Below are 24,992 nucleotides of genomic sequence, written 5' to 3'. Positions count from 1 at the left end.
TTTGGGTGGGAGAGTAGGTAGCCGCCACTTATATAATAAAGCCTCGTATTATTTATTTAATACGGGGCTTTTGTTGTTTACAGAAAAATTCTGGAAAATACTTACATAGGATTTGTTACATTTTTTGTCTGAATATTATTCTTTATCTTTTGGATCAGTAAACAGTGTTTCGTGTATAATCTCTCCCACGGTGGGGTGTGGGAATACTATTCTTTGAAAATCCTCTACTGTATAGTTCTTTTCTATTGCAATTCCTGCTATAACAATTAGTTCGGATGCTGGATTCCCTAAGATATGGCACCCTAATATTTGTCTGTTTTTGTCAATGATAAACTTGCACACTCCATTGCTTAGTTCATTTTCAGCGACAAATCGTCCGGAATATGACATTGGTAATTTTACAACATCATGTGGTATGTTTTTTGTCGATAAACTTTCTTCGGTTTCACCTACACCTGCAACTTCGGGATTGGTATATACTACTGCAGGTATGGCTTTATAACTCATCGAATCTTTTTTATCTAATATATGGTTTATAGCTACTTCTGCTTCTCGTATGGCTGTGTGCGCTAAAAGAGAGAATCCTGTTACATCGCCGCATGCGTATACTGAAGGATGTGAAGTTCGCATATTTTCATCAACTTTAATCCCGTTTTTAAACATTTCAATATTTAAATTGTCGATGTTCAAAGTCGATATATTGGGCTTTCTTCCAGCACTTATTAATATTTTATCGGAAACGATAGAAAATGTCTCTCCATCTTTCTCAAGAACTAAACCTGTTGATGCAACTTCTATTACTTTTGTTTTTGTATAAAATTCAACACCTTTCTTTTGATATTCGGATCTTAAGATTGCAGATAGTTCTTTATCCATCGACCCTAATATTTCGGGAGTCATTTCAATAACGGAGACTTTAGATCCAAGGCTGTTGAAAAAAGAAGCAAACTCGATTCCGATAACTCCTCCACCGATGATTGCTATATTTTGGGGTATTTCTTTATTATCTAAAGCTTCTTTCGAAGTCCAGTATTCTATGTCGTTTATCCCTTTTATAGGTGGAATAATAGGCTCGGAGCCTGTACAAATCAATATGTTTTTTGCATTGACAGTCCCATTTTCGTGTGTAATACTAATGAAACCTTTGTTGTCTTCTAATGCACTTACACACTCGTTTACTATTTCGACATTGTGGATATTTAATTTCTGCTTAATTCCGGCTGTAAGCTTTCTGACTATTTTATTTTTGCGGGCAATTACTTTGTCTAAATTTAAAGAGCAAGAAGAATCGGCAGATATGCCATATTTCGATGCCAATTTTATATTGTCTAAAGTTTTTGCAGAATATAATAATGTTTTGGTTGGTATACATCCTTCGTTAAGGCATACACCACCAATGGCATTCTTTTCAAAAATTACAGTTTTTAAACCGCTAGCCGAAGCTTTTTCCGCAGCTGTGTATCCGGCAGGGCCACCTCCGATAATTGCAACATCAAAAATCATACTCTGAAATTTATTATTAATAATACATAGATTTTCAAATATAGTCAAAAAGTACTTTCTTTCAACTTTCTTTAAGCTCTATTACGATAGAGCCTTTGCAAATAGAAAAAGCAGATTTTATATAAAATCTGCTTTCTGATTCGTTATTGTGGGTCTTATTATTGCAGACGTTTTAGTCTGTATAATAATTGCTGAATAGCTTCTTGGTAATCATCAATTATAGCTTGAGTAAATGCTTCGGGGAACAATTCTCTTTGAGTTCCTATGTAATCGAAAAACTCGGAAGCATGCTTAACTATATCTGATGGAACTTTTGTTTCAGGAATTTTTACAGTAATATCGCCTAACATTGCATACGATGTTTCCACAATTCTGTCTAAAGTATCGGCTAGGTCGTCAAGTGCTTGGTCAAGAGCCATGTGTTGAGCATAGCTGGCTTTACCTGTTACATGCCAATGGAAAAGTTTCAAACTATTGTTGAAAGAATACATTTTTCCGAAAAATTCACCAACTTCTGTTGCCTTACTCACAGTTTTGCTTTTTTTAGTTTTAGTTTCCATAACTCAAATATTATTTATTAATTAATAGCCTTTCTGTAATTAGAACAGAAAAGGAATGGAAAATGTTCAATTAATTTCTGTTAAACATCTGTTGCTCTTTGCCTGATATCTATAATGTGTAAAAAAAAACCTTTTTTCTTTGTATTTGTAAAAAAAAATAATACTTTTGTACCGCCTTAAGGCATAGGATTGTCCCATGGTGTAATGGTAACACAGCTGATTTTGGTTCAGTCGTTCAAAGTTCGAATCTTTGTGGGACAACTCAAACAAAAAGATGTAAGTTTCAGCAACTTACATCTTTTGTTTTTTACCCCATAGTGAATAGCCTTTTAGCCATTGCCGGAGATTTATATATATTTAATCATTTTATAATTGATAAGTTCTTTATCTCTGCTTTTCTTTAGCTGTTGTTTTTCTACTTTGTATCCTTGCGATTCGAAAAATAATAGAGCTGTTATGCTTACTTCTGAATAGATGAATCGGTTATTTTGACTGATCGCTTTTTCTTCTATTGCCGATAATAACATTTTTGCGATTCCTTTTCTCTGAAAGTCTTTATGGACAAACATAAAATCTAAATATCCATCTTTGTTAAGTGAGCTAAACCCTACAATTGTATTATTTTGTACGGCAACAATAAAATATTGTTCAGAAACAGCCTTTATCCATCTTTCTGTATCTGCATACCACGATGCCCAATCGTCTATTTCGTCCTGAGGGTAGTCTTTTATATTTATATTCTGAATAGTATTATAAAATAGTTGTGTTATCTCCCAAATATCGGAGGTTGTGGCAATTCTGATTGATATATTCTTATTCATAATTCAATCTGTTATTACTATATAAATATGAAACAATAATATACAAAAAAGGTTTTACCACAATGATGGTAAAACCTTTTTCAGTTTGGTGTATTTTTTCTTTAGCCTTTTACGATTGATTCGGTATCTGAGGCTATCATAAATTCTTCGTCGGTTGGGATAACCACTACTTTTACTTTCGAATCGGGTATACTTAATATAGCTTCATCTCCATGAATTTTATAATTCATTTCGTTATCGAGTGTTATTCCCATAAATTCGAGGCCTTTACATACTGCTTCTCGTGTTTCGGAAGAGTTTTCTCCGATTCCTCCCGTGAAAACAAGAATATCTATTCCGTTCATAGCAGCGGCATAAGCTCCGATGTATTTTTTTATGCGGTAAGCAAACATGTCGAAAGCTAGTTCTGCCCGTTTGTTTCCACTGTCTACAGCGCCCCGTATTTCACGCATATCGGATGATACTCCGGATATGCCGAGCAATCCGCTGAACTTATTTACTATGGTAGACATTGTTTGAGGGCCAACCTTCTCTTTTTCCATCACATAAGAAAGAACACCAGCATCAACATCTCCTGCGCGGGTACCCATAAGCAATCCTTCTACGGGAGTCATGCCCATGCTTGTGTCTATCGATTCGCCGTATTTAACTGCAGCTAACGAGCCTCCGTTACCAATGTGTGCCGATACTATTTTTTGCGTTTGAGGATCTACTCCAAGATATTCGCAAACGCGTTTCGATACATAACGGTGGCTTGTGCCATGAAATCCGTATCGGCGGATTGAATATTTTTCGTATAGAGAGTATGGGATTCCGTACATGTAAGCCTCTTCGGGCATTGTTTGATGAAATGCCGTATCGAAAACCGCAACTTGAGGTTTATCCTTACCCATCAATTCTTTTACGGCGTTGATACCTGCTAAATTGGGTGGATTATGAAGCGGTGCAAGGTCGATACATTCTACAACTTTAGCTAATACATCGTCTGTAATTAACACACTTTTGTTAAATTTTTCACCACCGTGTACAACCCTGTGTCCTACTGCATCAATTTCGCTAAGAGAACTTATGCATCCGTATTTTTTACTGGTAAGTACACCTAATATATACTCAATTCCTGATTGATGTTCCAGAATTTCGCCTTCTAAGGTTACTTTATCGCCATTGGGCATCGAAAATTTAAGGAACGAACCTTTCAGCCCGATTTTTTCAATACCTCCCTGAGCTAATACTTCTTTACTCTTCATATTGAAGAGTTTATATTTTATTGACGAACTACCGCAGTTCAATACTAGTATCTTCATGCTGTTAAATTAAATTATTAGGAGCAACTACTTGCCCGGCTTCGTTGTAAATATAAAAACCGCGTTTGGTGGCAATACCTAGCTGACGTGAGTGATAAAGCCTCCATAATATAGGAGTAGGTTTATATTTTTTATCTCCGTACTCGTTAAACATATCTTCCATTAGCATAACCATCTTCTCGATGCCAAGAATGTCGGCTAAACGGAAAATTCCGTAGCGTTGGCCATATATGATAGTGAATTCTTCGTCAATATTTTCCATCGATGTAAGTCCTTCCAGTAGCATCTGACAAGCTTCGTTTAGCATTACAGCCATTAATCGCATGCTGACAAGTCCGCTGCTTTCCCTTACTTCTACCGCTGTATATTTGATAAGCTTTGCGAAAAGGAATACTTTTTTCGAAACCTCGTCCGAAGTGAACGTTCCTTTCACTACTTCTAAAAGTCGGGCATCGGTATGTCCTATCGGGAAATGTAAGCTTACACAACGTTCTTTATGTTTTAGGTCGGATGCTAGTTCACTTATAATAACTGTTGTCGCATTTGTCGAGATAATTGCGTCGGGAGCTAATACCTGTTCAAGGTTTTTGAAAACTTCTTTCCGTAATTGAGTACTGCGCTCTCCGTTTTCTTCGTAACGAATACATTCGATAACAAAGTCGCAACCAACGAGGTCTTTATAATCAAGAGAACCCTTGATACGTCCCATAACGCTGCGTTTCTCGGTTTGAGTAAGTCCCCAGTTGTCTATTTTTGTATCAAGACTTTGCTCTATTTCTTTAAGCGCATCATGAATACGTTCGTCCGATATTTCGATAAAAACTACTTCCATACCCGATGAAGCCATTAGGTTTACGATGTAACGCCCGTCGCGTCCGCAACCAACCACTCCAACTTTCGAGAATAAAGACTTCTTCTTGTCTTTTTTGCTTAACCCGTAGCTTTCGATAGGTTCTTTTATTTCAGCCATAATTATATCTAGTGTTTTATTTGTCTTTTTTTGCTGCAATAGCTTGGTTTGCCGCAATGGCTACCATTTTATAAATGTCGTCTACCGAACATCCTCTCGATAAATCGTTTACAGGAGCAGCCATACCTTGCAAAATTGGACCAACGGCTTCGGCATTACCTAGCCGTTGAACAAGCTTGTATCCGATATTGCCAACTTCTAATGTGGGGAATACCAATACATTTGCTTTTCCGGCAACGGGGCTTCCCGGAGCTTTTTTATCTCCAACCGAAGCAACAAGTGCCGCGTCGGCTTGTAGTTCTCCGTCGATAAGTACAGTGGGGTCAATATCTTTTGCAAGCTTAGTAGCCTCAATAACTTTATCTACCATTGGGTCTTTAGCACTTCCTTTTGTCGAAAAACTTAACATTGCTACTCTGGGTTCTTCTCCTACTAGGGCACGGGCAGTATGTGCAGTAGCAATTGCTATTTCGGCTAGTTGTGGTGCTGTTGGATTAGGTGTTACGGCACAATCTGCAAATAAAAGCAAGCCGTCGTTTCCGTATTGCTTTTCGTTTGTAAACATAAGGAACGCACCCGAAACAACGCTTATGCCGGGGGCTGTTTTTATTATCTGAAGTGCAGGGCGTAACACATCGCCTGTTGTATTTTGTGCACCGGCAATTTCTCCGTCAGCATCCCCGCTTTTTATCATTAAACAAGCATAGTATAAAGGATTTTCGACAAGATTTGCGGCTTGCTCTATTGTTAATCCTTTGGCTTTTCTTAATTCAAACAACAAATTAGTGTATTCTTCTTTTTTGGGGCTGTTTTTGGGGTCTATAATCTCGGCTTTGTCTATGTTTTTTAATTCGTGTTTTTTAGCCAGATTATTTATTTCGTCTTTATTTCCTAGCAAAATAACGTGAGCTACCCCGTCGGCTAATAATAAATCTGCCGCTTTTATTGTCCTTTCCTCAGTTCCTTCGGGCAAAACAATGCGTTGTTTATTTGCTTGTGCCCTTGCAATAATTTGTTGTATCAAGTTCATATATTATTATATTGTATGTTTATTTGTTGAATTTGCATACTTTTTGTTTTCGTCTTCCTTGTCAGGAAATCTACATTTGAGACGTAAATCCATGTTTATCGGTGTTTTATCCGCAAGAATTGTTTTTTAACGAGAAAAACGCGCTGAAATAACGTGCAAATATACAAAATGTAATGTAGAGTTTGCATTTTGAAAGATAAAAATGATATAGCTTTTGTGAAAAAATACTTATAAATCATTCTATTTTCAACAAACAAAAAATGGCTACTCATTCCGGGTAGCCATTTTTGTTATATCAGAAGATTAAATTATCCTTCAAATCCTTCGATAACCTCGTTGGTAAGACCTGTTGTAGAGAATCCTCCATCGTGGAAAAGATTTTGCATTGTAACCTTACGCGTAAGGTCGGAGAACATAACGATACAGTAATCGGCACATTCTTCGGCTGTTGCGTTGCCTAGTGGCGACATTTTTTCGGCAAAACCAAGAAATGCACCCATTCCGCTGATACCGTTTCCTGCAGTTGTTGGAGTTGGCGATTGCGAAATTGTATTTACACGTACACCTTTGTCGCGTCCGTAAACGTATCCGAAGCCGCGTGCAATAGATTCAAGCAGCGATTTAGCATCTGCCATGTCGTTATATCCTGCAAAAATACGTTGTGCAGCAATATGTGTTAAAGCAAGTATAGAACCTCCTTCGGCTATTGCATCTATTTTTTTTGCTACCTGCATCATCTTATGAAACGATAGGGCAGAGATATCTAATGTTTTATCGAAGAAACCATAGTCAAGATCGTCGTAAGCTCTTCCTTTACGAACATTAGGAGACATACCGATTGAGTGTAAAACGAAATCTATTTTTCCTCCCAATATTTCTTGAGATTTTACGAACACTTGCTCCAACTCTTCTACATTTGTTGCATCGGCAGCAATAACCTGTGTGTTCAATAATTCGGCTAGTTGGTTTACTTCGCCCATTCTTACAGCCATAGCTGTATTTGATAAAGTGATTGTTGCTCCTTCCTGAACCGCTTTAACAGCTACTTTCCACGCAATAGAGCTTTCGTTTAATGCTCCAAAAATAATGCCTCTTTTACCTTTTAATAAATTATGACTCATGGTCTTTTGTTTATAATTAATATTCGATTATACTAAATAATGGCACAAAATTAGTAAAAATGTGCAATATGCAATGTTATTTGTAATAAAACGTTTATTGGCGTTTATAAAAATAAAGGAAGAGCTTCGCCTACAATAAAATTGCTGCCTCCGATAAAAACAAAATCATCGGGTTGGGCATTACTTAGGGCTGTATTAACCGCTTCTTTAACAGATGTGAATGTATTGCCTTGTAATTCAAATGTTTCGGCCTGATATTGTAGCTCTTTTTCGTTTAATGCCCTGCTTATGTTTGCTTTTGTAAAATAGTATATAGCATGTTTGGGAAGCAGAGCAAGTACTTTCGATATGTCTTTATCGTTAGCCATGCCCAATACTATATGCAGATGGTGGTATCTTTCTTCGTTAAGTTGATGGACAATATATTCTATTCCACCTACATTATGTGCTGTGTCGCAAACCACTTTTGGCGTTTGTTGCACAATTTGCCAACGTCCCATTAGTCCTGTAAGTGAAGTTACGTGCGCAAATCCGTTGTAAACAGCATTAGCGGGGATGTTATAGCCTTTATTTTTTAATATTTCGAGCGAAGCCAATACTGTAGCCGCATTTTTTACTTGCGCATCTCCTGCCAGTTCACATTCCAGATTTAGATATTCTTTGGTGTCGAATATCCATTTTCCGTTAACTCTGTTTTCTGACAGAATAATGTTTTTTTGATCGGCAAAAACTATAGGCGATTTTGTTTCGTCGCTCTTTTTTATAAACACATCCTTTGTTTGAGGTGTAGTTTCGCCAATAACAACGGGAACTCCCGTTTTTATAATCCCTGCTTTTTCTTCGGCTATTTTTTCTAAGGAGCTGCCCAGATATTGTATGTGATCGAAGCTTATATTGGTAATAACAGATAAATCGGGTGTTATAATGTTTGTGCTATCGAGCCGTCCTCCCAAGCCTGTCTCGATAATGGCAATATCTACCTTTTCGTCAGCGAAAAAGCGAAAAGCCATAGACATGGTCAGTTCAAAAAATGATGGATAAATAGGCTCGAATTGCTTTCTGTGATTTTTTACAAATTCTACAACATACTGTTCCGTTATTTTTTTTCCGTCAATCCGTATTCGTTCCCGAAAGTCTATAAGATGTGGCGATGTGTATAGCCCTACCTTGTAGCCTGCTTGCTGAAGAATTGCGGCTAATAAATGAGATGTAGACCCTTTTCCGTTTGTTCCGGCAATATGTATTGTTCTGTACTTGGTGTGTGGATAGTCGAGCATGGTATCGAGTTTCAGGCTGTTGTCCAGTCCTTCTTTATATGCTGTGCCACCAATATTCTGAAATACGGGAAGCTGATTGTATAGATACTCGACAGTTTCGTTATAATTCATTCGGGATGTTATAATAAAGGAGTGAATAAACGGAAAAAAGATTCTTTGAAGCGGTTAAACCACGGGCGGGAAATCCATTCTTCATAATTTACAAGGTGTGAATCCTCCATGTCCTTTTCAAAGATGCTTCGGGCTTCTGATGCTGTATTGTTGTTATATATAAATGCATCTATTTCGAAATTGTGTTCAAAACTGCGTACATCCATATTTGCCGATCCTGTGATAACTAAAGAATCGTCGATAACCATTAGTTTTGAGTGTAAAAATCCTGCTGTGTAAAAATATACTTTCACTCCGGCCGATAACAGCTGCTTTATATATGAGAGCGAAGCTATATGAACAAAAGTCGTGTCGGATTCTTTGGGGATCATCAGGCGAACTTCAACTCCGCTTATTGCTGCTGTTTGAATAGCCAGCAATAAGCTGTCTGTAGGTATGAAATAGGGGGTTTGTATATAAATGTATTTTTTTGCATTGGTTATTGCGTAGAATATTCCTTGGTGAATTTCTTTAAACTCTCCGGTTGGCCCGCTGGTTGCAATTTGCATAAGCACATTCCCTTCTTGCGATAGGGTGGGGAAATATTTGCGGGACGAGATGAATTCTTTTGTTACCGAATACCAATCGGTAACAAAGGATATTTGGAGGGCATATACTGCTTTGCCTTCGAGCAAAAAATGACTGTCGCGCCAAACTCCTCCATTTATGCCTTGTACATAGCGGTCGGCAACGTTCATTCCGCCCATAAAACCTGTTTTTCCATCTATAACAACAACTTTTCTGTGGTTTCGGTAGTTTACGCGGCTGGTAAGTAACGGGAATGCAACTTTTAAGAAGGGCGTTACTTCTATACCGTTACTTTCCATTTCTTTGAAAAATTTGTTTTTAACTTTCCACGATCCTACATCGTCGTATAACAAACGGACTTCGACGCCTTCCGAGGCTTTTTTTATAAGCAGGTCTTTGAGGCGTGTTCCAATTTCGTCATCCATATAAATATAATATTGTATATGTATATGTGATTGGGCTTTTTCTATTTCGGAAAAAAGGACATCGAACTTTTCTTGTCCCGATGAGAAAAATGAGATTTTGTTGCCTCCATATATAGGAGTGTCTTTAAGGTTGTTCAGTAATGTTATAAGACCCTTGTATTGAGCCGGAGGATTTAGTATTTCTTGCATATCGATGCGTTCGAGAGCTTTTCTGTTAAGCTTCTTTTGCATCTTTCTGGAGATCAGCCGCTTTTTTCGGTTGTCTTCGCCAAAAAAATAGTAAATAATAAGCCCGACCAGAGGGAGTAATAGCAAAATCATTACCCATGAAATCGTTTTTAGAGGATTACGGTTTTCCGAAATAACAACTATAACAACTCCTATTGCAGTTAACACATAGAGTATTTGAAATATAACATAGAAGTTTATGTTTGAGAAAAAATCCATAAATGATTTAGTTTTCGTCCAGTAATCTTAATATGTCTTGCTCAAGGACGGCTCTGTCCCACGAGTAGGTTTTGTCGGCAGAATTTAAATATTGAACAAGCTCCAGAGCTTTATGTAGCATGCCTTTGTCTTTTTTGTCAGATGCTCCATGTCTGTAAAACAGTAATTTACTATATTCTTCGATGAAGTAAATAGCGGGAAGCTTTTCTAGTATTTGTTGAGTCGTGTCATTATCATTTACATCGAAACTTGATTTGTAAAACACCAGAATTTTATTCATTGTTTCCTCCTTTTCAAGCGGATCTTCAATGTTTTGATCTGTTAATTTCGTCATATGCTTGAATAGCTGTTCAAGCAAATTCATTAGATAATCTTTTTTTCGGTGATACATCTCTGTTTTGTTTTGAGGGTCACACAATAATTATATCCGAAAATGTATCGGGAAATAAGTTATGAGGCAAAAATAACTATTTATATTTAAATACCTTTTATCTAAAGCTTAAATGAGTGTGGTTGTAGAATATATTAACTGATATTTGTTCTGCAGCATGGGCTGAAAGGAAAAAAGAGCCGATATATACCGGCTCCTTATTATTTTTATTCAAAAAGGATCTTATATTAATGGCATGCCGGCCTTTTCGGCCTCTATACGCATATCTTCGGGCCAGATGCTGGCTTGTATTTCTCCTATGTGTCCCTTTCGGAGATAGAACATACAAAGGCGCGATTGGCCGATTCCCCCTCCAATTGATTGGGGCAGTTCTCCGCTTAAAAGGCGTTGGTGAAAATAAAGGTTTCTACGGTCTTCGTTATTGGTTACCTTTAGCTGTTCGGCTAAAATTTCTTTGTTTACACGAATCCCCATAGAAGATAGTTCGAGTGCGCATTCTAATATAGGATTCCATATAATAAGATCTCCGTTTAGCCCATAGTAGCCATTTTTAGATTTAGAACTCCAATCGTCGTAATCGGGAGAGCGCCCGTCGTGGGGTTCTCCGTTGCTTAGTTTTCCTCCAATGCCTATAATGAATACAGCTCCGAATTTTTTTGCAATCTCGTTTTCCCTCTCTTTTGTTGTCAGGTTAGGATACATTTGAAGTAATTCTTCGGAATGGATAAATTTTATCTCTGACGGAAGTATTGGTGTTATCTGGGGGAACATTTCATATACGAGATATTCTGTGCGTATTAAAGCTCCATATATTCGTCCTACTACTTCTTTCAGATAATCTACGTTTCTATTTTCTTCGGGCATGACTAGTTCCCAATCCCATTGGTCGACGTATAAAGAGTGCAGGTTGCCTAACTCTTCGTCAGCCCTGATGGCGTTCATGTCGGTATATATACCATAGCCTTCGTTAATATTGTAATCGGCAAGTGTGAGTCGTTTCCATTTAGCCAAAGAGTGTACTATTTCGGCTTCGGCATTATCCATGTCTTTAATGGAAAAGCTAACGGCTTTCTCTACTCCATTCAGATTGTCGTTTATACCTGTACCCTTCAGAACAAACAAGGGAGCTGTAACTCGTCTTAATCTTAAGTCGGAAGATAGATTTTGTTGAAAAAAGCTTTTTATCTGTTTGATGCCCAATTCTGTTTGTTGCAGGTCAAGCAAAGCATGGTATTGTTTTGGCTTAATTAAATAACTCATTATTATATATAATCAAAGAAACGTATAATTCTTATATTTATGTCAAAAACAAGGCAAAGTTAGCTTTTAAATGTTATGCTGAAAACTTTTTTGTCTTTTTTTGCTCAAAATGATTATTATTTATGTCTATCGGCTTAATTTTACTGTTAAATAACTCGTTATACTGCGTTTTTTGTTGATATTGTATAATAGAGATGGCAAACTTTATATGATAATCTCGAAATCAGAAGAATAAGCTGTTAAATTTGTGTGGCGAATTTAGATAAAAGGTTTGGTTATAAAAAAATAAAGCGTACCTTTGTGGCCGAAAATTATTTTTAAAATAAAGTAAATTATGTATTTAGATTCTGAAAAAAAGAAAGAAATCTTTGCTAAATACGGAAAGTCTAACACTGATACTGGCTCACCAGAAGCTCAGATTGCTTTGTTTTCGTACCGTATTTCGCATTTGACTGAACACTTAAAGTCAAACAAAAAAGATTATAACACGGAAAGAGCGCTTAAGATGTTGGTAGGAAAACGTCGTCGTTTACTCGATTATCTTATCGCAATTGATATCGAAAGATATCGTGCTATTATTAAAGAATTAGGTATCAGAAAATAAATTCTGATATCAAAAATATAATCGCTTCATGATAAATAAAACACGAAGCGATTATGTTTTTTTATGCAGATTCTGATATCTGAATACAACATACTTTACAACCCTACTTTAAATTCTTAATTTTACGCATATTTTAAATTTATATTATGATAAATAAAAGTAAAATTACGAAGGCTTTGATTTTCTTTTCATTCGCCTTTTTATTTGTTTCATGTAAATCATATAAGAATCTTCCTTATGTTAAAGATGCTGAGGCTCTTACACAGGAGCAACTAAGTGCATCTGCACATATGTTTGAAGCGAAAATCATGCCTAGTGATGTGCTGATTGTGACTGTTAATTCGTTGGCTCCGGGTGTTAAAGACTTTAACTTGCCATTGGTTCCCAATAATTTAAATCAACCAGTACAAACAAATGTTACAATGACCAGCGAAAATTCGGGTTCGTTACAGAATTATATTGTAAATAGTGATGGCGTAATTAAAATACCGACACTTGGCGAAGTGAAAATAGGAGGGTTGACAAAATCTCAAGCAGAGGGATATATCGCGTCTTTAATATATCCTAAATATCTTAATGAAAAACCAATTGTAAATATACGTTTTGTAGATTATAAAATAACAGTAAATGGAGAGGTTGCTAAACCCGGAACATATACAATAGCAAATGAAAGGGTAACTATATTTGAAGCACTAGCTAAGGCAGGCGACCTAACTGTTTATGGTAAGAGAGACAATGTTAAGCTTATAAGAATGGATGAGACAGGAAAGCTTAATGTGCATATTGTAGATTTGCAAGATCCTAATATCTTGCTAAATAAAGATATTTACTACCTTCAGCAAAATGATAATCTAATTGTAGAGACAAATAAAGCTAAGGGTAATAGTTCTAGTTGGGGCTCTATCGAATCAATAGCTCTTTCTACTAGTCTTTCGGCTATATCTATATTAATATCAGTAATCTCATTAACAACCAGATAATCCCCCTCTAAAAATAAAAATGGAAGATAAAACTAAATATATTGCACGAGATCAGTATGAGAATGATGTTGATGTAGAAATAAACATACAGAATATTTTTCTGACTTGCATCCGGTATTGGAAATGGTTTGCATTATCAATAGCTTTTTGTTTGGTTGTAGGTTTTTATATCTATTTGAAGTCAGAGCAAACCTATATGGTTTCGATGTCGGTTCTTGTAAAAGAAGATAAGGGTACAGGTGCAAAAGGTAGTGGAGTACTGGGGAATTTACAGGATTTAGGACTTATAAATGCAACGAGTAATATTAATAATGAAATAGCAATGCTGTCTTCTCCTATTTTAATGAAGCAGGTTGTTCGGACATTAGATCTTCAAATCTCCTATTATAAAAAAGACAAATTAAGGATTTATGATGTTTATAAAAGTTGTCCATATTATGTGCATCTGGAAGGAATTCCTAAAGATAGTTTTCCGGGATATATCGAAATAACATTGAAGCCAAGTAATTCAGGAGTTTCAGTAAATGGAACTTATTTCGTAAATAAGGAGGAGTTGTCTATAAAGAAGGATTTACTAAATCTTTCGGAAAGTATAGATATACCTAATAGTAAAGGAAAACTTTATGTCGCTAAACGGGCAGGTTTCGGAGATAATAATGTTTCGGAGGATGATGAATATTTGGTGAAATTAGAGAATGAGAGAAGTGTTAGCGGCCGTTTAGCTGATATGCTATCTGTAGAGCCATATATGAAGGGGGCTTCAGCATTAAATTTAAGCATAAAGATTTCTAATATCCAAAAAGGAGTTGATATAATGAATCAGCTGATGCTGATGTATAATGAAGAAAATGTAAGGGAAAATAACCAAATGGCAAGTAGCACATCTTTGTTTGTAAACAAACATATTGAAGAGGTTGGACGCGATTTGGCTGAAATTGAGCATAAAATAGAGAATTACAAAAAACAACGAGGAATAGTAGATCTTGCTTCAGAGACTCAGTTATATATGTCTCAGACAGGAGCTATAGTACAGAAGAATGCAGAAATAGAAACCGAATTGAATGTTGTTAATTTAGTAGAAAATTTTATTGAGAATCCAGAGAATAATTATAGGCTTATTCCAAATATTGGGATAAGTGATCCCGGGCTTAGTTCCATAATAATGGAATATAATAATATGTTAATCCAGTATGAGTATCTGGAAAGCAATACAAATGAAAATTCACCGGCACGTATACGTCTAGATGAGACATTGAAGAGTATGCGGACGCAGATTATTTCTTCTGTGCAAAATGTGAAGAGAGCTATAACAATAACTAAAAAGGATATTGATAAGCAAAAAACTTTGACTGCCTCTCGAATTAATGCAATACCAATGCAGGAAAGAGAATTGTTGGAGCTGATGAGAAAACAACAAACCAGTCAAACTTTGTATTTGTTTTTGCTTCAAACATCTATCGAAACAAATATCACAATGGCTTCATCTGCTGATAAAGCTAAGATAATAGCAGAGCCTACAGGCAGTGGTCCGATTGCCCCACGTGGAGGTATTATATTAAGTATAGCGTTTTTGATAGGTTTGATATTGCCTGTGATTTTCATATATATCAAAGAGCGATTGAATGTTAATATCAATGACCTGGAAGAGTTAGAAAAATTGACAACAATTCCGGTATTGGAGGAAATTCTTACTAACGAAAGCTCGTCTACAATAGTTGTGCGAGCAGACAGAAAAGATCCTATAGCCGAATTGTTCCGTAGTTTGCGTAATAACATACGTTTTATTCTCGATTCGCCTGATAAAAAAATTATATTGGTAACATCAACAATCCCAAATGAAGGTAAAACGTTTATCGGGGCTAATTTAGCTGCATCTTTTGCATTGTCTTCTGGGCGGGTTCTGCTTATGGGGATGGACTTAAGAAATCCTCAAATAGCCAATATGTTTGGTGTCGATAAAAGCAGAGGTATTTCGGAATATTTGTCAGGTCAAGAAGATGGATGGTCTAAACTTGTATTAACATCTAAGATGTTTCCAAATTTAGATATACTACAAGCCGGAACTATTCCTCCCAATCCGAATGAATTGTTAATGAAGCCATCGTTAAAAACATTAATGAGCGAATTGCGCAGTATTTATGATATAATAATTATAGACTCTGCTCCTCTCGGAATTATTTCAGATACTTTCTTGCTAAAATCAATTCCGGATATAACGTTATATGTTACTCGCGAAAAAGTGACACCAAAAAATGCTATTAATTTTATAAACGACGTGTCGTTACATAAAAAAATGCCAAATGTATATCTCGTGTTAAACGATGTGAGTGCTACCGATAAAGGTAAGTATGGGAAGTATAGTTATAGAAGCAGCTATGGCTATGAACAAAAGAAGTAAATCTTTTATAATGACGTTGCCTTGAAGCAAATAAAGGATAGAATATTAGCTCATTCGTATTACTCAAAATTTTTACATTGGGGTAAACTTGTATCTCAGGCTTTTTTGGGTCAAGTAATTTTTCAACTATTGGGTTTTGCTATCACTCTTATTATTGTTAGAAATTTAACGAAAGAAGATTATGCTGTATATATTTTATTAATGTCAATTCAGGGGATGTTGTTGTCCCTTTCTGGAGCAGGCATAATGGCTGGTTTTCAAAAAATAGGAGGCCGGGTATGGAATAATGATGAAGAGTTATCTTCGTTGTTAAAAACAGCGCATACGATAAGAGTAAAGTTGCTGATTGTAGCTTTATTAGTGGTGTGGATTTATGGTGTGTTCGTTTGTCAAAGACAAAATATACCTCTTGTTAAAATCGTTATCTTCTTGTGCTTGATAACAATTATAGTTTTACCGGATATAAAAATGGCGTTCTTAAAGACTGTTTTTTTGTTAAAAAAAAATGTTTGGACGGTTCAACTTATCGATATAATAAACCAATCTCTTAGGTTTTTTCCAATTTTATTTTTGGCTATTATTTGCAAAAAGATAGATATATATGTATTACTCTTTATTACAATTATAGCTGCTTACGTATCTTTTTTTTGGGGTATGAATAAAGCGAGAGCTGTTTTTAATATAAATCCGGTTATAAACGTAGGCTATAAAAAGGAAATGAGCTATTATATTCGAACGAATTGGCATAACTCCTTGTTTTATGCATTTAAAGGGCAGATATCTATATTTTTAATAGCAATATTTGGTTCGTCTTCAGGGATGGCTGATTTAGGAGCATTAACTCGTATATCTATGTGTATTCTTATCCTTTCGACTTTGATTTCTAATGTATTTGTTCCAATTTTTAATAAAGAGCAAAATAAAAAGCAAATGATTCGTATATATGTAGTGTATGTGATTATTTGGTTGTTTATTTGTTTACTTTCATTAATTTTGATTTCATTGTTTGGTGATTATGTCCTTAAACTATTAGGGACTGAATATTTAGGGCTGAATAAAGCATTGTTTTTGGTTTCGATAGTAGCATTACTGAACGTTGGCCTTAGCCTTGTGCATGGATTAAATATAACAAAAGGATGGATCAAACTTAATATATATTTCTCTGTGCCTTTAGATGTATTGTCTCTAATATTAGGGCTTGTTCTTTTTGATTTTACTCAAATAGATGGTGTCTTATATATGTCTATACTTACAGCGTCCTGTGGTGTATTGTTAGCAGTATTAAATAGTTACATAGGGTTTAAAAAATATAAAAATGAAAATAGCATTTTGTAGTCCAGTGCCTTTAACCAAAAAGTTAGGTGCTACTAAGAATAGACTTGAATTTGGTGAAGCTTTGCAAGCTTTGGGATGGGATGTTTTTTTTATTAAAAATGAGATGCTTAATTTATCATCAGCACCTATTAGTAAGAATTCTTATTCGGTAGCTTTAAAGGACTATCTTTTGGAACATGCCAAGAATTTTGATATAATAATATATGAATATGATACATTACCTTTCGATAGATCTCTTTTTGCTCAATCAACATTATTTGTTGCCCGCCCAGCATTACTACATTATCATTTTAAAAAAATAAAGATACCTGTCAGCTTCAAACAAAGATTGGCAGACATAAAGAATTCTCTAAAAACTTTTTTTGTGGATAATAATAAAAAAAGTGACAAATATTCTCATCTGAGTTTACTTAATTGTGATGTTATACAAGTACAAAACTCTGAAGATTATAAATTACTTTCTCAACTATATCCTTCAAAAAAAATAATAATTGTTCCTAATGGAATAGCAAAAGATCGATTTGGTGCCTTTCAGGCAATTAAACGTGACTATGATAATATCGAGGAGGCTCCTAAAATAGCTTTTGTTGGGACCTTAGAATTCAGGAAGGGAGCTATAGATTTTATTTATATAATAAAGAGGGTTGTTAAAGAATATCCCAATGCTGTTTTTAGTATTATTGGAGCAAAAGGGCTTTTTACAACCACGGATGCTGTGTTAAAATTTTTCCCACGAAAGTTACGGAAAAATATAAATGTTATTCTTAATTTTGAACCTAATGATTTGCCCTCTATTTTATCAGGTTTTCATATAGGTATATTTCCGTCTTATTTGGAGAGTTTTGGTTTTGGCGCATTGGAAATGATGTGTGCTGGTTTGCCTGTTGTTGCATATAAATCGCCAGGTCCATCAGATTTTATACATCCTGATTTGTTAGTAGAAAATGGTAATAAAGAGCAATTGACTAATAAACTGTTTGAATTAATACAAAATAAAGATTATCTGCTTAAAATGTCAGAAGAATCAAAGCAGATAGTAGATCAATATCGATGGGAAGATATTGTAATAGAAACGTCTTCTGTTTATCTCGATTTGTTGAAAGATAAAAGGAAATAGTTTGTGAAATAAAAAGATATATAATGAACTCTAGCCCATATAGAAGAAAAATTCACATTAGGATTTTTTATAGAATCAGTTGTGTCTTTGAGAATACATATTACAAAATAAGACTATGCAAATTTAGACTTTTAGGGTTGAAGATAGGTAGAAATTGTACAGTAAAAAAGATTCTAATACCATTCCCAGAGCGGGTTGAGATCAAAGATAATTGTTTTATTGAAGATTATGTAAGGTTACGAGTTGGAGGTCCCCTAGGAAAATCATCAATAAGCATAGGGTATAATACTTTTGTCGGGCATTCAACGCAAATAAACATCGGATCCGAATTTAAAATAGGGGATAATTGTTTAATTGCTCCATTGTGTATATTTAGTGATGCGTATCATCCTTTCGAATACAGAGACAAATTAATAAATTCGAGCACATGCCTATATACTAGCATTGAGGTTGGTAATGATGTTTGGATTGGGTCTGGATGTGTAATTCTTAGGGGTGTCAAAATTGGAGATGGTGCTGTAATCGCAGCAGGAGCTGTTGTAAATAAATCAGTGCCTCCATATGAAATTTGGGGAGGAGTTCCAGCAAAAAAGATAGGAGAACGTAGATAGTATGAGAATTTTATTTCTTTGTGGGTCATTAGAATTAGGTAAATCAGGTATTGGTGATTATTGTAGGCGAATTAGTGAGCAGCTGGTAAAACTAGGACATGAACCTTCAATTGCATCATTGGAAGATTTCTGTGAAGATGACAATGTTGTATCTAATGACAATAATTTAATATTTCCGATACTAAGGCTTTCCGTAGAATTATCAAGAAAAGAGCGATTGATAAAGCTCAAAAACTATATTGAAAAGTTTAATCCAGATTGGATCAGTTTGCAGTATTGTCCTTTTTCAACTCAAAAAATAGGGCTTCCTTTTTATCAAAGGAAATTGAAGAAACTTGCGCCAGCTGTCAATTGGCATATAATGTTTCATGAACTTTGGGTAGGTATGGACAGAAATGCATCATTAAAGTTTTCTATTTGGGGTGCGCTACAAAAGATCGTTTTAAAAAAAGTAGTTCATTCTATATCTCCAAAAATTACTCATACTCAAAGTCATGTATATCAGGCATTCCTGACTAAGGAAGGAATAAAAGCAGAAATTCTTCCTTTGTTTAGTAATATTCCACCAGTTTGTACAAAAGATAAAAATGTGATAGATCAAGAGAGCATTTCTTTTGCGGTTTTTGGAACATTGCATAGGGATGCTAGATTTAAAGAATTTGTAAATTGGATTCTTCATATTACAAAAGATAAAAATGTTACTTTTAACTTTATTGGGAATAATGGGCCAGAACTTGAAAATTGGATTTCGATATTAAAGGAGAAGGAGTTCGTCTACAAAATATATGGAAGGCAAAGTCCTGAAAATATTTCAAAGATATTTTCGGATGCTACACTTGGAATTGTAACAACTCCGTATTTGTTTTTAGAAAAAAGTGGGACGGTATTTGCTATGTTGGAGCATAACCTTCCTGTTATTTGTATAACAAAAGATTGGATACCGAAGATTAATTTTGATGAAGGTCTGATGAAGCTTCCAGTTATAAAGTGGAATGAATGCATGACTTTGAATGAGATGTTAGATTATAATATTGAGTTTGAATCTGGAATAGAGTCTGTTGTTGTTAAATTTCTGAGTGCTATAAAAAGCGAATAATATATTTTTGTCCTAAAAACTGTTTTGTGAATTTGTAATTTGGTTATTAAAAATGAAAATTTTAATCTCTCATCCGACAGGAAATGCCAACGTAAGGGCCGCGGCTGAGGCTTTGGCTCAAAACAGATTATTGTGTCAGTTTTATACAACCATAGCTGTTTTTCAAAATACTTTTTTGTACAAATTAGGGAGTTTACCTCTAATGGGCGAGCTGCATAGGCGCACATATAATTCGATATTAAAACCCTATGCGAAAAATTCTCCGTTATACGAAGTCGGAAGAGTTTTATCTTCAAGGTTAGGCGTTAAACGGTTTCAAAAGAGTGAAGATAGCTTGTTCAGTGTCGATTCTATTTATCGGCATTTAGACAAAACGGTAGCTCATGAACTAAGCAGATTGCAAAAAATAGGACTGAATGCCGTATATGCATATGAAGATGGAGCATTGGAGACTTTTAAAAAAGCAAAAGAATTAGAATTAACTTGCTTTTATGATTTGCCGATAGGGTATTGGAGGGCTGCGAGAGAGATGTTGACAAAAGAAAGCCTTGTTAGGCCAGAGTGGGCCGAAACGATGACAGGATTGGCTGATTCGGAAGAAAAAACAGATCGTAAAGATATGGAATTGAGCCTTGCTGACCAGATATTTGTTGCAAGTTCTTTTACTGCGAAAACGTTAGATCTATATCCGGGAAAATTGAACGAAGTAAAAGTTATACCATATGGGTTTCCTTCAGCTTATGAAGATAGAACATATAACTCTATTACAAACAGAAAGCTGAAAGTTTTATTTGTTGGGGGGCTATCTCAAAGAAAAGGCATCGCAAATGTATTTGAGGCGGCAGATCGCCTGAAAAATCATATTGAATTAACTGTTGTTGGACGAGCATCAGTTGCAGACTGTAAAGTGCTTAACGATAATTTGAGTAAACATAAGTGGTTTCCAAGTTTGCCTCATTCACAGATTCTTGAATTAATGAGAAGTCAGGATGTACTTGTTTTCCCTTCTTTATTCGAAGGTTTTGGGCTTGTTATTACCGAGGCTATGTCGCAAGGCACCCCAGTTATTACCACAGATAGAACAGTTGGTCCGGATATAATAACGCATAATGTTGATGGCTGGATAACAGAAGCAGGCTCTACAAACTCTTTGTTAAACCAATTAGAATTGATACTTTCGCGTTCGAAAATATTAGAAGAGGCAGGACGGTTGTCTGTGAAAAAGGCAAAAAGTAGACCTTGGTCAGTTTATCAGAAAGAAATTATTGATGCAATTTTAGAATAACGCTTTGGAAAGATTATTAAAAACAGGAGGTATGATATCAGATCGAGATAAAAAGCTTTCTTTGATAAAAAAAGGGATATGGTTATATTTCTTTTTACTCATATTTGAAGGGGCTTTCCGTAAATGGATAATTCCCGGATTGGCAACACCTTTGCTTGTGGTTAGAGACCCCATTGCTATTTGGCTGATATGTATGGCTTGGAGGTCAAATATATTTAAGATAAATGCATATATACTTTTGGCTGTAGTCGTTTCAATCATTTCGTTTTTCACGGCTCTTGTGTATGGTCATGGTAATCTTAGTGTTGCGATGTATGGTGTAAGAATAATGCTTATCCACTTTCCTTTAATATTTGTTATAGGAAGAGCATTTTCTCGAGAAGACATCTTGATGATGGGGAAAATCTGTGTATACATAGGGCTTCCCATGTTTGTTTTAATAACTATTCAGTTTGCTTTGCCTCAAACGTCTATCGTTAATATTGGTGTTGGGGGTGAAGGGTCTTCCGGATTTGCCGGAGCTTTGGGATATTATCGTCCTTCAGGAACATTTTCTTTTGGAGCAGGAAATAGTTTTTTTTGGGGATTATTGGCTTCTTTTGTTTTTTATTTCTGGATGTCTTCCGATAAATGGATTGATAAAAAAATACTAATCTTATCGACAGTTATGCTATTAGCGGCAATTCCGATATCTATTAGTCGAACTTTGATGTTTGAGGTTTTACTAACATTGTTTTTTATGTTAGTGTATATTATGCGTAGACCTTCGTACTGGAGTAAGATTTTGATAGCATGTATTGGTATATTTATTGTTGGGCTTATTGTTTATCAAATACCAATAATTCAAACAAGTATAGATGTTTATATTGCTAGATTTACCACGGCATCAGAGTATGAGGGTGGCGTAGAGGGTACATTAGGGAATCGTTTTCTGGGCGGGATGTTTCAGGGGATAACAGATTCAGATGATTTACCTTTTTGGGGTTATGGGATTGGTATGGGAACCAATGTTGGAGCGATGCTTTTGTCCGGCAAAGTGGCTTTTTTAATAGCTGAAGAAGAATGGCCTCGGATTATTGGCGAAACAGGCCTTGTTTTAGGACTAATGACAATAGCTATTCGTGTTGTCTTAGTTTTTAATATGGGAGTTGCCTCATTTAAACGAAATTTGAAAGGCGATCCTTTGGCTTGGATGCTGCTAAGTTTTGGTTGTACGCTTATTCTTCGTGGACAAATAGGTCAACCTACAGCTTTGGGATTCTTTGCATTGTCTGGAGGGCTTATTATGGCAGCTTTAAATAAGAAGGTGGAATAGTAATATGTCTAAAGGAAATATGCAGATCGTAATTTTTACACATCCTTTGTTTCTTAATTCGCAGAGTATGCCCAGATACGCTCAGTTTTTAGGCAATATACTGTCGGAAAAGAAGCATAATGTTACTTATTTAACAGCTCGTCCGGTTTTCTATAAATTACCGATCCCTTCTTTTCTGAAAAAATGGATGGGTTATATTGATCAGTATGTTGTATTTCCAATATCAGTAAAAAAGAAGATAAAAAACTATCCGGACGATACTTTGTTTGTTTTTGCAGACCATGCTCTAGGTCCTTGGGTTCCTCTTGCATCACATAGAAAACATATAATTCATTGCCATGATTTTCTTGCTCAACGTTCGGCATTAGATGAAATACCCGAAAATATAACAAGTTGGACAGGTAAAAAATACCAGTCTTATATTCGTAGGGGATATCAAAAGGGTAAAAATTTTATATCTATTTCAAAGAAAACCCAGACCGATTTACATCGTTTTCTTCTGCGAAAGCCAGATTTATCGTCAGTTGTTTATAATTGTCTTAATAGGCAATTTACTGCGATAGATGTAAATGAGGCTCGATTGTTTATTCAATCAGAAACTAAAGTTGATACATCAAGTGGATATATTCTTCATGTAGGGGGGAATCAATGGTATAAAAACCGTAAAGGTGTTATTGAAATATATGAAGCTTGGCGGGATATATCGGAAATTTCATTGCCTTTGATTTTGGTCGGAGAGACTCCCGACATGAGTCTTCTTGAAAAAAAATCACAATCACGTTACAGTAAGGATATATATGTTGTGACAGATGCGAATGACTATTTTGTAGATATGGCATATTCTGGAGCATCAGTGTTTCTGTTCCCTTCTTTAGAAGAAGGTTTTGGGTGGCCTATAATTGAGGCAATGAATTTTGGATGTCCTGTCATAACAACGGGAGAACCTCCTATGTCTGAAGTTGGGGGTGATGCTGCATTTTATATCGATAAGCGTCCTCAGGGAAATAATGAACAAATAAATATCTGGGCAAGAAAAAGTGCTGAAGTTTTGAACTCAGTACTGGATACTTGTGTTGAGGATAAATCCTTAGTGATGAAAAAAGGATATGATAATCTTAAAAGATTTGATGCCAAAAAAATTGCAGATGAAATAGAATTAATCTACAAACAAGTAATTATGGCATAAATGCTTTTTTTCTGTTTATAATCCAAGGTGTAAATTTGTTTATACAGTAAATAAAAGAAAAACACAATATCCAGACGAAAATGAACTCCACAGTATTGTATATTAAATGGTTATCGATTAGCGGCCTAATGAGATTGATAGAGTAGTCGATAAATAGCATATGGAAGCATAGTATAACTAAAGTGTTTTGCCCTATATAAATTAAGCCACCTATTATTGCTTCTTTCTTTATTATCAAAGAAAATATATAAGAAAAAAGGCAAAAAGCTAATAATCCTGAAATAGCTGCACAACAATTGTAAATTGGGTTTGGAAGTAAATTCAGTTGTATATTAATTGCTGTTCCTGATAATATTAAAAACATCCAGTGGCAGGCAACAAGAACAATGAATATATGATATTTATAATTGCTGGATAATATTTTGTTTAATATATTCTTTCCTAGAAATCCTAGTCCATAAAAGAATAGTGCAAGAAAAGTGCTTGCTGAATTTAAAAGGAAAACTTTAGTAGAAAGTATTTTAAAATCCGAAATAAGATACCCAACAACAAAGGAAATAAATATGAGAATTAAAATTATGACTTTATTCTTAATTCTAGTTATAGGAAAAAATAATATTTCAGTGAAAAATAATACAGGAATAAACCACATTGCGCCATAGTTGAAAAAGTGATGGCGTATATTATTTAATATATCTTCAAAGGAATATATAAATAAATACAAAACTGATATAATAAGACCAATATACAGATATGGGATTATTAAGGATTTGAATTTTCGTTTAACGAAGACAGTGAAATTATATTTGTTTGAAAAACATAGTCCAGATAAAAAGAAAAAGAAAGGCATATGAAAGGAATATATCCAGCGTCCAACTAAGTTGTCAGTACTAATAAGATGCCCGATAACCACAAGAAAGATACCAAAAGCTTTTGCTAAATCAATCCAGATAATCCGATTCGAATTCATGAAATTATGTTCTATGTTTTTTAATTAAGATTACAAATTTGTAATTTGAACAAATAAAGTAGTCTTTAGTCTAAATAATAATGCAAAAGTACACATATTTTTTAGTTTGTAATATATAGATAAAAGAAGAAAAGCATTTTCTGTAAAAAAGTCAATAAAACGCGAATATTGAAAGCATTTTTCTTGAAAGATTGTTTGTTTTAAAAAAAATGTTTTTACCTTTGTAAGCCAATTGTAATAAAAACTATGACAAATTGTATTTTACACGTCCTCGTTCTTGATATTCTGCTCGTCGGTAAGGATAAATG

At 35.0% G+C, this 24,992-nt stretch carries 21 protein-coding genes, 1 tRNA gene and 1 pseudogene; 11 read left to right on the top strand and 12 right to left on the bottom strand.

Features of this window, described 5'->3' with window-relative positions; genetic code table 11:
- Nucleotides 1-135: 135 nt before the first annotated feature.
- Together lpdA and D0T53_RS04830 are read right to left on the bottom strand one after the other, a co-directional pair.
- On the bottom strand, nt 136-1,503 hold the full coding sequence (gene lpdA / locus D0T53_RS04835; RefSeq protein WP_163265628.1) for a dihydrolipoyl dehydrogenase: 1,368 nt from the start codon (nt 1,501-1,503) through the stop codon (nt 136-138).
- A 158-nt stretch (nt 1,504-1,661) separates the two neighbouring features.
- A complete protein-coding gene (locus D0T53_RS04830; protein WP_163265626.1) occupies nt 1,662-2,063 on the bottom strand; it encodes a DUF5856 family protein in 402 nt (133 codons plus the stop codon).
- A gap of 190 nt (nt 2,064-2,253) precedes the next feature.
- Here D0T53_RS04830 and D0T53_RS04825 point away from each other — a divergent pair.
- Nucleotides 2,254-2,324 (top strand) — tRNA-Gln (locus tag D0T53_RS04825).
- Between the two features lie 86 nt (nt 2,325-2,410).
- Here D0T53_RS04825 and D0T53_RS04820 read toward each other — a convergent pair.
- From D0T53_RS04820 to asnA, 9 genes are all read right to left on the bottom strand, one after another.
- Nucleotides 2,411-2,884 (bottom strand): GNAT family N-acetyltransferase, encoded by a 474-nt coding sequence (locus D0T53_RS04820; protein WP_163265624.1) that lies wholly within the window; start codon nt 2,882-2,884, stop codon nt 2,411-2,413.
- 101 nt (nt 2,885-2,985) lie between these two features.
- Entirely contained in the window at nt 2,986-4,188 is a 1,203-nt protein-coding gene (locus D0T53_RS04815) for an acetate/propionate family kinase (protein ID WP_163265622.1), read from the bottom strand.
- A gap of 4 nt (nt 4,189-4,192) precedes the next feature.
- Entirely contained in the window at nt 4,193-5,158 is a 966-nt protein-coding gene (locus D0T53_RS04810; protein ID WP_163265620.1) for a 3-hydroxyacyl-CoA dehydrogenase family protein, read from the bottom strand.
- A 16-nt stretch (nt 5,159-5,174) separates the two neighbouring features.
- Nucleotides 5,175-6,188: a phosphate acetyltransferase gene (gene pta, locus D0T53_RS04805; RefSeq protein ID WP_163265618.1), complete on the bottom strand. Its 1,014-nt coding sequence runs from the start codon at nt 6,186-6,188 to the stop codon at nt 5,175-5,177.
- A 308-nt stretch (nt 6,189-6,496) separates the two neighbouring features.
- Entirely contained in the window at nt 6,497-7,309 is an 813-nt protein-coding gene (locus tag D0T53_RS04800) for an enoyl-ACP reductase (protein WP_163265616.1), read from the bottom strand.
- A gap of 104 nt (nt 7,310-7,413) precedes the next feature.
- Nucleotides 7,414-8,697, bottom strand: a complete 1,284-nt coding sequence (locus D0T53_RS04795) for a folylpolyglutamate synthase/dihydrofolate synthase family protein (RefSeq protein WP_163265614.1) — start codon at nt 8,695-8,697, stop codon at nt 7,414-7,416.
- An 8-nt stretch (nt 8,698-8,705) separates the two neighbouring features.
- Nucleotides 8,706-10,136 (bottom strand): cardiolipin synthase, encoded by a 1,431-nt coding sequence (cls, locus tag D0T53_RS04790; protein ID WP_163265613.1) that lies wholly within the window; start codon nt 10,134-10,136, stop codon nt 8,706-8,708.
- 7 nt (nt 10,137-10,143) lie between these two features.
- The gene (locus D0T53_RS04785) at nt 10,144-10,500 is read right to left on the bottom strand and encodes a hypothetical protein (protein WP_221411498.1); all 357 of its coding nucleotides are present in this window, start codon (nt 10,498-10,500) and stop codon (nt 10,144-10,146) included.
- Between the two features lie 249 nt (nt 10,501-10,749).
- Nucleotides 10,750-11,787 carry an aspartate--ammonia ligase gene (gene asnA / locus D0T53_RS04780; protein ID WP_163265609.1) on the bottom strand — a complete coding sequence of 346 codons (1,038 nt, stop codon included), beginning with the start codon at nt 11,785-11,787 and terminating at the stop codon, nt 10,750-10,752.
- 334 nt (nt 11,788-12,121) lie between these two features.
- Here asnA and rpsO point away from each other — a divergent pair, with 334 nt between their 5' ends.
- The 10 genes and pseudogenes from rpsO to D0T53_RS04730 all read left to right on the top strand — a co-directional run bounded on the left by rpsO (nt 12,122) and on the right by D0T53_RS04730 (nt 23,714).
- A complete protein-coding gene (rpsO, locus tag D0T53_RS04775; RefSeq protein ID WP_163265607.1) occupies nt 12,122-12,391 on the top strand; it encodes a 30S ribosomal protein S15 in 270 nt (89 codons plus the stop codon).
- A gap of 146 nt (nt 12,392-12,537) precedes the next feature.
- Nucleotides 12,538-13,371, top strand: coding sequence for a polysaccharide biosynthesis/export family protein (locus D0T53_RS04770; protein WP_163265605.1), 834 nt, complete (start codon nt 12,538-12,540; stop codon nt 13,369-13,371).
- A 19-nt stretch (nt 13,372-13,390) separates the two neighbouring features.
- A complete protein-coding gene (locus D0T53_RS04765; protein WP_163265603.1) occupies nt 13,391-15,769 on the top strand; it encodes a polysaccharide biosynthesis tyrosine autokinase in 2,379 nt (792 codons plus the stop codon).
- 21 nt (nt 15,770-15,790) lie between these two features.
- Nucleotides 15,791-17,104, top strand: a complete 1,314-nt coding sequence (locus D0T53_RS04760; protein WP_163265601.1) for a lipopolysaccharide biosynthesis protein — start codon at nt 15,791-15,793, stop codon at nt 17,102-17,104.
- The gene (locus tag D0T53_RS04755; RefSeq protein WP_163265599.1) at nt 17,085-18,221 is read left to right on the top strand and encodes a glycosyltransferase family 4 protein; all 1,137 of its coding nucleotides are present in this window, start codon (nt 17,085-17,087) and stop codon (nt 18,219-18,221) included. Before D0T53_RS04760 ends, D0T53_RS04755 begins: the two co-directional genes overlap by 20 nt.
- Nucleotides 18,222-18,664: 443 nt before the next feature.
- Nucleotides 18,665-18,832, top strand: a pseudogene (locus D0T53_RS13715) (DapH/DapD/GlmU-related protein); the annotation flags it as partial.
- 1 nt (nt 18,833) lies between these two features.
- Nucleotides 18,834-19,928, top strand: coding sequence for a glycosyltransferase family 4 protein (locus D0T53_RS04745; protein ID WP_163265597.1), 1,095 nt, complete (start codon nt 18,834-18,836; stop codon nt 19,926-19,928).
- Nucleotides 19,929-19,980: 52 nt separating this feature from the next.
- On the top strand, nt 19,981-21,213 hold the full coding sequence (locus D0T53_RS04740) for a glycosyltransferase family 4 protein (RefSeq protein WP_163265595.1): 1,233 nt from the start codon (nt 19,981-19,983) through the stop codon (nt 21,211-21,213).
- A gap of 31 nt (nt 21,214-21,244) precedes the next feature.
- On the top strand, nt 21,245-22,528 hold the full coding sequence (locus tag D0T53_RS04735) for a hypothetical protein (RefSeq protein WP_163265593.1): 1,284 nt from the start codon (nt 21,245-21,247) through the stop codon (nt 22,526-22,528).
- Nucleotides 22,529-22,595: 67 nt separating this feature from the next.
- Entirely contained in the window at nt 22,596-23,714 is a 1,119-nt protein-coding gene (locus tag D0T53_RS04730; protein ID WP_221411496.1) for a glycosyltransferase, read from the top strand.
- Here D0T53_RS04730 and D0T53_RS13710 read toward each other — a convergent pair.
- Nucleotides 23,704-24,684 (bottom strand): acyltransferase family protein, encoded by a 981-nt coding sequence (locus D0T53_RS13710; protein WP_163265591.1) that lies wholly within the window; start codon nt 24,682-24,684, stop codon nt 23,704-23,706. The two genes, D0T53_RS04730 and D0T53_RS13710, sit on opposite strands and share 11 nt — an antisense overlap.
- Between the last annotated feature and the right edge of the window lie 308 nt (nt 24,685-24,992).

This window comes from Dysgonomonas sp. 216 (assembly GCF_010501065.1).
In the GTDB taxonomy this organism is placed as follows: Bacteria; Bacteroidota; Bacteroidia; order Bacteroidales; family Dysgonomonadaceae; genus QVMM01.
This window is presented reverse-complemented; position numbering and strand designations above follow the sequence as displayed.

Bases quoted from the DNA above. Each gene is read 5' to 3' on its own strand.
- lpdA (WP_163265628.1), bottom strand. From the start codon at position 1,503: ATGATTTTTGATGTTGCAATTATCGGAGGTGGCCCTGCCGGATACACA.
- D0T53_RS04830 (WP_163265626.1), bottom strand. From the start codon at position 2,063: ATGGAAACTAAAACTAAAAAAAGCAAAACTGTGAGTAAGGCAACAGAA.
- D0T53_RS04820 (WP_163265624.1), bottom strand. From the start codon at position 2,884: ATGAATAAGAATATATCAATCAGAATTGCCACAACCTCCGATATTTGG.
- D0T53_RS04815 (WP_163265622.1), bottom strand. From the start codon at position 4,188: ATGAAGATACTAGTATTGAACTGCGGTAGTTCGTCAATAAAATATAAA.
- D0T53_RS04810 (WP_163265620.1), bottom strand. From the start codon at position 5,158: ATGGCTGAAATAAAAGAACCTATCGAAAGCTACGGGTTAAGCAAAAAA.
- pta (WP_163265618.1), bottom strand. From the start codon at position 6,188: ATGAACTTGATACAACAAATTATTGCAAGGGCACAAGCAAATAAACAA.
- D0T53_RS04800 (WP_163265616.1), bottom strand. From the start codon at position 7,309: ATGAGTCATAATTTATTAAAAGGTAAAAGAGGCATTATTTTTGGAGCA.
- D0T53_RS04795 (WP_163265614.1), bottom strand. From the start codon at position 8,697: ATGAATTATAACGAAACTGTCGAGTATCTATACAATCAGCTTCCCGTA.
- cls (WP_163265613.1), bottom strand. From the start codon at position 10,136: ATGGATTTTTTCTCAAACATAAACTTCTATGTTATATTTCAAATACTC.
- D0T53_RS04785 (WP_221411498.1), bottom strand. From the start codon at position 10,500: ATGAATTTGCTTGAACAGCTATTCAAGCATATGACGAAATTAACAGAT.
- asnA (WP_163265609.1), bottom strand. From the start codon at position 11,787: ATGAGTTATTTAATTAAGCCAAAACAATACCATGCTTTGCTTGACCTG.
- rpsO (WP_163265607.1), top strand. From the start codon at position 12,122: ATGTATTTAGATTCTGAAAAAAAGAAAGAAATCTTTGCTAAATACGGA.
- D0T53_RS04770 (WP_163265605.1), top strand. From the start codon at position 12,538: ATGATAAATAAAAGTAAAATTACGAAGGCTTTGATTTTCTTTTCATTC.
- D0T53_RS04765 (WP_163265603.1), top strand. From the start codon at position 13,391: ATGGAAGATAAAACTAAATATATTGCACGAGATCAGTATGAGAATGAT.
- D0T53_RS04755 (WP_163265599.1), top strand. From the start codon at position 17,085: ATGAAAATAGCATTTTGTAGTCCAGTGCCTTTAACCAAAAAGTTAGGT.
- D0T53_RS04745 (WP_163265597.1), top strand. From the start codon at position 18,834: ATGAGAATTTTATTTCTTTGTGGGTCATTAGAATTAGGTAAATCAGGT.
- D0T53_RS04740 (WP_163265595.1), top strand. From the start codon at position 19,981: ATGAAAATTTTAATCTCTCATCCGACAGGAAATGCCAACGTAAGGGCC.
- D0T53_RS04735 (WP_163265593.1), top strand. From the start codon at position 21,245: ATGATATCAGATCGAGATAAAAAGCTTTCTTTGATAAAAAAAGGGATA.
- D0T53_RS04730 (WP_221411496.1), top strand. From the start codon at position 22,596: ATGCCCAGATACGCTCAGTTTTTAGGCAATATACTGTCGGAAAAGAAG.
- D0T53_RS13710 (WP_163265591.1), bottom strand. From the start codon at position 24,684: ATGAATTCGAATCGGATTATCTGGATTGATTTAGCAAAAGCTTTTGGT.